The following is a 7324-nucleotide window of genomic DNA, read 5'->3' as shown; positions in this document are numbered from 1 at the left end:
CCCCCCCAGCCATAATTTATTTTTGGGGATAGAAATCTGTTTTTGAGTCATCAGCCGTGATGAGTTAAATTGCTATAAATTTACTGCTCAGTTTAGATTTTATAATCTTGCGAGACATTTGACGCTGGTAAATTCCCAAAAAATGCTAATTTTGTGATTGCTGGTTAACCTGAAGATCATAAAACTTGGCTTTACATTTTGTAGCCAAAAATAGTATCAGTTCTGGGAAACCCCAAAACCCAGCAAGTCAGAGGCTGGTTAATGGTCACTGAATATGCTACCTATAGAAATACGACCATGACTTATTACGCTTTAGGAAGATAACTTAAAAAAAATTAACTTACACATCCATGACAATTTCACCATGTCGCAGCAGGTTCTTTGTAGATTATAAAGATTTGCATCAATTGCTGTTAGCAGTTCAGGAAAAGTGCTGCGAAAATCATACCCAGCAAATTGTGAGTATTTCTCTAGAAATTGACTTAATTGATCCTTTAGTTGTTTTAGATAAATTTTCCCAAGCAAATACCTTAAATTTTTACTTTGAAAACAAAAGTAAAGGTGAAGCTATTGCGGCAATTGATGCTATAGCAAAATTAGAGATTGGTGGGAAAGATCGGTTTAATAAAGCTGAGTACTTTATCAAAGATTCTCTAAGCAATGTAATCTATTTTGGCAATACCCGTCAACCATTTACCGGAATTCATTTCTTTTGTTGCTTCAGTTTTTTTGAACAGCATCACCAACCCAATTATCCATTTCCTGCTGCTACTATTTTTCTCCCAAATTTACAAGTAGCTATAAAAAATGAATGCTGTACCTTAGTCATAAATAGTATTATTAATTCTGATGTCAATATTCAAACAATATTACAAGAAATAAAAACCAAAATTGACATTATCCAATCTTTAGAAAATTACTCACTTCATAGTGATATCTTTCCTGTCAACTTACTCAAAAAGAATATTACCAATCCAGATAAATTCAAACATTCAGTATTATCGGTTTTGGAAAAAATCCAAGCTAATCATTTAAGAAAAATTGTTTTAGCGGATATTCTCGATGTCAGTTCAAGCAATGCTTTTAATTTATTCAAGTCATTAAATAATCTCCGACAACTCCACCCTAATTGTTATGTTTTTTCTACAAGTAACGGCAAAGGACAAAATTTTATCGGTGCTAGTCCAGAACGCTTAATTAGTATTCAAAATCAACAATTAATTACTGATGCTTTAGCAGGTTCAGCCCCCAGAGGTAAAACTCCTAGAGAAGATGCAGAAAATGCTAATAAATTAATTAATAGTACTAAAGAAAAACATGAACATAAACTAGTACTAGACTTTATTACTCAACGTCTATCACAACTAGGTTTATTTCCTCAAATTCTATCCCCACGTCTGCGACAATTATCAAATATTCAGCATTTATGGACACCCATTAGTGCCGTAGTTCCTGCTAACGTCCACCCTTTAAAAATTGTCGGACAATTACATCCTACACCAGCGGTTGCAGGTGCAGCTAGAGATATTGCTTGTACAGAAATTCGCCGTTATGAAAGTTTTGAAAGAGGTTTATATGCAGCACCTTTGGGTTGGGTAGATGGATCTGGTAATTGTGAGTTTATTGTGGGGATTCGTTCGGCATTAATTGATGGTAATCGCGCTAGACTTTATGCCGGTGCTGGTATAGTTGCCGGTTCTGATCCTGATAAGGAATTTGCGGAAGTACAACTTAAACTTCAAGCATTACTTAAAGCCTTGGTTTGAAGGAATATTTATGGATACTTAAAAATAGCAGGTTATAGCATTATACAATGCCAGAACCAATTATGAGTATGAAGAAAATAAATTAATGACTGTTTTCATCCCCGTTAGAGGAGGTGAATTGGGAAAGTATCGGTAGGGGTTTAGCAATGCTAAACCCCTACGGTTTCCATCCCCTTGCGGGGAAGTTGGTTTGGAAAGACTCGAAAATAATCTAGTATTTTTGAGCAATATAGATGTTTCCATCCCCTTGCGGGGAAGTTGGTTTGGAAAGGCACTAAAATATAGTATTTTCTTTGCAGGAACATCTCTCAGTTTCCATCCCCTTGCGGGGAAGTTGGTTTGGAAAGCAGCCGCGCATTCCCCGAAGTCAATGAACGCTATTGGCTTGACGTTTCCATCCCCTTGCGGGGAAGTTGGTTTGGAAAGAATATTGGCTGAAAGAAGTCGGCGTTGACGGCAATCGTTTCCATCCCCTTGCGGGGAAGTTGGTTTGGAAAGTGTTGGATCTGCGATTTTTGCAGACCCCGCAATGGCCTGGTTTCCATCCCCTTGCGGGGAAGTTGGTTTGGAAAGATTTTACTGGGTTTAATTTCTGAAATAGTTCTAAAGAGTTTCCATCCCCTTGCGGGGAAGTTGGTTTGGAAAGAGTTAACTTCTAGAAACCTTACAGAGCAAGGGTTTCAGATACCCAAATCGACACCACTTTTTTTATTGACAAAAAAGCAGTGCTTATTGATAAAAAACTGCCTATTTCAACAGTCGAAACCCTTACTACAAAAGCAATCGACACCAGTCAACGAAGTTATGCGGTTTTCAAGGTTCTGACGAGTGGTGTCGATGACCTCGACACATTTTCTATGTATACAGCAAATAACCATAAATGTCAAGTTTTTTACAGATTACGAGCCACTTTTATAGACAATACTCCAAGTCAGGAGAATAAAGGCTTTTTTAGTCAAATTTGATGATTTTGATAAAATCTCACTTCTGGACTATTCTGCATTTCATCAAAACTGCCTATTTCAACAGTCGAAACCCTTACTACAAAAGCAATCGACACCAGTCAACGAAGTTATGCGGTTTTCAAGGTTCTGACGAGTGGTGTCGATGACCTCGACACATTTTCTATGTATACAGCAAATAACCATAAATGTCAAGTTTTTTACAGATTACGAGCCACTTTTATAGACAATACTCCAAGTCAGGAGAATAAAGGCTTTTTTAGTCAAATTTGATGATTTTGATAAAATCTCACTTCTGGACTATTCTGCATTTCATCAAACTCCTGACTCCTGACTCCTGACTCCTGATTTCTTACAAATTTTCTAACCAGCGAATTACATCAGCTTGATTAGAAAAATCTAAAAGTGCTTCTGCTAAACTTTCTAATTGAGTTGTAGACAACTGATTAATTCTCTCTTCTGTCTCAGCATCAACCGCACCAAAGCGACGAGAAAGTAAACGGAGAATTAACAACACCTCTCCTTCCTGTTTTCCTTCCTGTTTACCTTCCAGCTTTCCTTTTTGCAGAATATCTTGATAAATCACAGATTCTTGCATAATTTCCTCTCGAAATAGTTGTCGAATTACGTCCTTTTCAAATCGCAAACCCGCTAGAAGCTGTACACAGGTTGAGATATTGACTCGTTCCTGGTTTTCTTCGATCATATCTAACTGGTCTGCGACTTGCTTTAACAAAGTATTTGGTGAATCGGTTTTTGCTAATGTCGCTAATGGTAAAAGACCAGGATTTGTCAACAGTGGTGCGGGATCTTCTTCCCACAGACGAATCACTCGATACTCGTGTCTGGTTCTCCTATCTACATACTCTGTAGTAAAGACAATTTCTGAATTGCTAGGTTGCAGAAATATAATTACCTGCTCAATTGGACACCAGTATTGACGTTTCAATCTAGTGTAATAATCCAACATCCTAAAATCTAGTGGTGGTTTGGATTTTGGTGTGGTTTGAAATTCTAAATGGAGAATTTCCTGAGAAGTTTGTAAAAATGTCACAGAATCAGCACGAATGGGATCGAGATTGAGTTCTGTTTTCAGTACCTGGATATCTGAACTTTCTGATGATAGTAACCATTTAGCAAATTCACCAGGATACTTTTCGGCGAGATACTTGCAACTATTGTCGTAAACCAAGGTATAATTAATCAGTTAAAATGGGTGTTTTTTATCATAACACCTTTATAGCGATGATAAATCACGGATAAACAGACAAAATCTGACCAGAAATTTATTATCGCTATTTTCTTGAAAATTATTTCAAATCTCGATGTGTAAATGATTTAGCATTTGCACCCGTGTAACTAGATACAATATGACCATCACCAGTCATTTGATATTTATATGTTATCAAACCTTCTAAACCAACTGGGCCGCGAGGTGGCATTTGTTGAGTGCTAATTCCCACTTCTGCACCAAAACCATAACGGAAACCATCAGCAAAACGAGTTGAACAATTATGATAAACTCCGGCTGCATTTACTAAAGCTTGGAATGTTTCTGCTGTTGTTATATCTTCAGTAATAATGGCTTCTGTATGACGAGAACCATATTCGCTAATATGAGTTATTGCCTCTTCTAAAGAATCAACAATTTTAATGGATAAAATTAAATCGCTGTATTCTGTTTTCCAGTCTGTTTCCGTTGCAGCCGCAATATTATCTAAAATTTGCAAAGTCCTTTCATCACCTCTTAATTCTACATTCTCTGTTTGTAAAGCTGCGGCAACGTTGGGGAGGAATTCGGCAGCAATGCTGCTGTGAACTAGTAAAGTTTCAATGGCATTACAACCTGATGGATATTGAGTTTTGGCATCAACAGTAATATTGATGGCTTTGGCAATATCAGCCATTTTATCTACATAAAGATGACAAATTCCATCAGCATGGCCTAATACGGGAATGCGAGTATTTTCCTGTACAAACCGGACAAAAGAATTAGAACCTCTGGGAATAATTAAATCTACATATTTATCTAATTGCAAAAGTTCTAAAATCTCTTCTCTGGTGGTTAGCAACTGCACGGCATCGGGGTTAACAGTCGTGTGAGATAATCCTTGTTTAATGGCTTTCACTATGGCTTCACAAGAACGTAAAGCTTCTTTACCACCTTTGAGAATTACACCATTACCAGATTTTATTGCTAAAGAAACAATTTGAATTGCAGCTTCGGGACGGGCTTCAAAAATGATTCCTAAAACACCCAAAGGACAAGTAATGCGTTTAAGAATTAAGCCAGTATCAATTTCCCGGTGAATTTGCACCTTACCAACAGGATCATCTAACTTACCAACATCTAGCACCCCAGCGATCGCATCTCTTAACTTATGTTCATCTAACTGCAACCGTTTATAAAGGGGTTTAGCGATTCCTGCGGTTGTCGCTGCTTCACAATCAGCCAGATTTGCTTGGAGAATATCATCTCTAGCTGATTCTAAAGCCAGAGCGATCGCTTCAATAGCATGATTTTTGTCCTCAGTTGAAAGAACTCCCAGTTTACTGGCAGCTTGACGGGTTTTTTGAGCGATCTGAATTAAAGAATAAACAACTGGTACAGTAGTCATGGCAAAAATAAATTTACTTACAGTAGTAGTCAGTTTGGCAGTGCTAATTTCTTACAGCACTAAAACCTTTTTGTACTTCATTCACCTGAAATCCGCTGTATGATAGCAGTGTATTCAGTTTACCGAAGACGGGTTGATCAAAATTGATGATTTGTAGTTAATTTCCTTTTTCCCTGTTCACAATATCTAATGACCAAGTTGGGCTTTTGCCTGTTGCCAAAGTGCATCTAATTCTTCTACACTATAATCTGTGAGCGGACGATCAATAACGTCCTCCATTTTTTGTAAACGCTGAATAAATCGCTGACTTGTACCTTGCAAACCTGCACTGGGGTCAAGATTATGCCATCTCGCAACTTGAATAATTGCAAATAGCAAATCACCTAATTCTGATTCTTGTCTTTCTGGTGTTTCTTCAGCTAAAGCTTGTTGAAATTCCCCTAACTCTTCGTGAAACTTTTCCCACACCTCATCAACATTATTCCACTCAAAACCAACATTAGCAGCTTTTTGAGAAATCTTCATCGCTGCATTTAATGGAGGAAGACTGCGCCGATAACGACTAAGTTTATCACTAAGTTTTTGAGCTTCTGGAGTTTCTCCCTTTTCCGCCGCTTTGATAATTTCCCAATTTTGGTGTACCTCATCCATACTTTGCACCTTGACATCACCAAAAACATGAGGATGACGACGAATCAACTTTTGAGAAATACCCTTAGCCACATCTTGCAGAGAAAAATCACCAGCTTCACTAGCAATTTGCGCCTGTAGCACCACCTGTAATAATAAGTCACCTAACTCTTCAGCGATCGCACCTTTATCCCCAGTTTGAATCGCATCAACCACCTCATAAGCCTCCTCAATCACATAAGGCGTAAGACTTTGGGGCGTTTGTGCCAAATCCCAAGGACAACCTTCAGGCGATCTTAATTTCGCCACCACCTCAATTAACTCCTGCAAAGCCACCAAAGACTCATTACCTTCCATAAAACCTCCCCTTCCCTCTGCGTTTACCTTTGCGTACCTCTGCGTTTTTTAACCGCCTTTACACCCCGCGTCGGTTTACGCTTCTTAATTTTGCCATTAGGAAGTAACCCTTGAATCCCTTGTTTCTGAAAACGTTTATAAGCCGAACCAGTCCAATCGCTGAGAGAATGACTCATCGCCCCAATTTCAAAGCCAAGAAACAGCGCCAAAAATTCTCCATAATAAAGAGAGAGCGATCGCCCCACACTACTCCAAACCTCCCCCCAGTTCAAAGCTACGTTACCCAACTTCGCAAAAACCACCAAAACTATCAGCCCCACAACCACCAAAAAACTCGTCAGATACACCACCCGCAAAGTCGTACCAATAATCGGTCCATGGGATAAAAAAGAGCGATGGCGCAGACTCTTTTGATAAGGTAGCCAAATCCAACGCAAAAACCCCCAACGCTGAAACTGACGCGAGTAAATATCCAAATCGGGGCCAAACATCAGCCCCCCAAACATAAACCCCCCCGCCACCAACAACGTCATATTACTGCTGCGAGTGGAAACCATTGTCACACCCGCCACAAATGGCAAAGACCAGATAGTAATGCGATCGTGCGTCTGACCAGAAGGCATATTCAGTCCTGAGTGCTGTTAGCGGTAGCGGGGCGTTTAGCTCGTACTGAGTAAGTATAGTTCTTAAAAGCATATACAAAAAAAATTTCCCAAACACTTGCAAAATTCCAAAACACCATGCTATATTAAATAAGTGAGAAAAACGGGCGGTTAGCTCAGTTGGTAGAGCGCCTGCCTTACAAGCAGGATGTCATCAGTTCGAGTCTGGTACTGCCCATTTAAAGTAAAAATAAAATTCTAAAGATAGCAGTTTGCAATTAATTTGTGAGCTGCTATTTTTTTTATGGCAATAAAGCCGTTTAGTCTTGACAAGACATAATTGCATTAATTTTTTAATATGCAATACGAATTTTGTTTATATACTTTTA

5 protein-coding genes, 1 tRNA gene and 1 CRISPR repeat array are annotated in these 7324 nt (G+C 38.6%); of the genes, 2 read left to right on the top strand and 4 right to left on the bottom strand.

What is annotated here, in order from left to right; genetic code table 11:
• Positions 1-350: 350 nt before the first annotated feature.
• Positions 351-1766: an isochorismate synthase gene (locus A9Y75_RS01985; RefSeq protein ID WP_071187733.1), complete on the top strand. Its 1416-nt coding sequence runs from the start codon at positions 351-353 to the stop codon at positions 1764-1766.
• Positions 1767-1857: 91 nt separating this feature from the next.
• A CRISPR array of direct repeats spans positions 1858-2412; the repeat unit is 36 nt; unit sequence GTTTCCATCCCCTTGCGGGGAAGTTGGTTTGGAAAG.
• A 668-nt stretch (positions 2413-3080) separates the two neighbouring features.
• On the opposite strand, the gene A9Y75_RS01975 is transcribed toward A9Y75_RS01985, so the two are convergent.
• From A9Y75_RS01975 to A9Y75_RS01960, 4 genes are all read right to left on the bottom strand, one after another.
• Entirely contained in the window at positions 3081-3920 is an 840-nt protein-coding gene (locus A9Y75_RS01975; RefSeq protein WP_071187730.1) for a DUF4351 domain-containing protein, read from the bottom strand.
• A gap of 118 nt (positions 3921-4038) precedes the next feature.
• Positions 4039-5346 carry a glutamate-5-semialdehyde dehydrogenase gene (locus tag A9Y75_RS01970; protein WP_071187729.1) on the bottom strand — a complete coding sequence of 436 codons (1308 nt, stop codon included), beginning with the start codon at positions 5344-5346 and terminating at the stop codon, positions 4039-4041.
• 186 nt (positions 5347-5532) lie between these two features.
• Positions 5533-6333: a nucleoside triphosphate pyrophosphohydrolase gene (gene mazG / locus A9Y75_RS01965; protein WP_071187727.1), complete on the bottom strand. Its 801-nt coding sequence runs from the start codon at positions 6331-6333 to the stop codon at positions 5533-5535.
• A 23-nt stretch (positions 6334-6356) separates the two neighbouring features.
• On the bottom strand, positions 6357-6956 hold the full coding sequence (locus A9Y75_RS01960; RefSeq protein ID WP_071187725.1) for a metal-binding protein: 600 nt from the start codon (positions 6954-6956) through the stop codon (positions 6357-6359).
• A 144-nt stretch (positions 6957-7100) separates the two neighbouring features.
• On the opposite strand from A9Y75_RS01960, the gene A9Y75_RS01955 reads away from it, so the two are divergent.
• Positions 7101-7173 (top strand) — tRNA-Val (locus A9Y75_RS01955).
• Positions 7174-7324: the final 151 nt, after the last annotated feature.

The organism is Trichormus sp. NMC-1, from assembly GCF_001858025.1.
Lineage (GTDB): Bacteria > Cyanobacteriota > Cyanobacteriia > Cyanobacteriales > Nostocaceae > Anabaena.
This window is presented reverse-complemented; position numbering and strand designations above follow the sequence as displayed.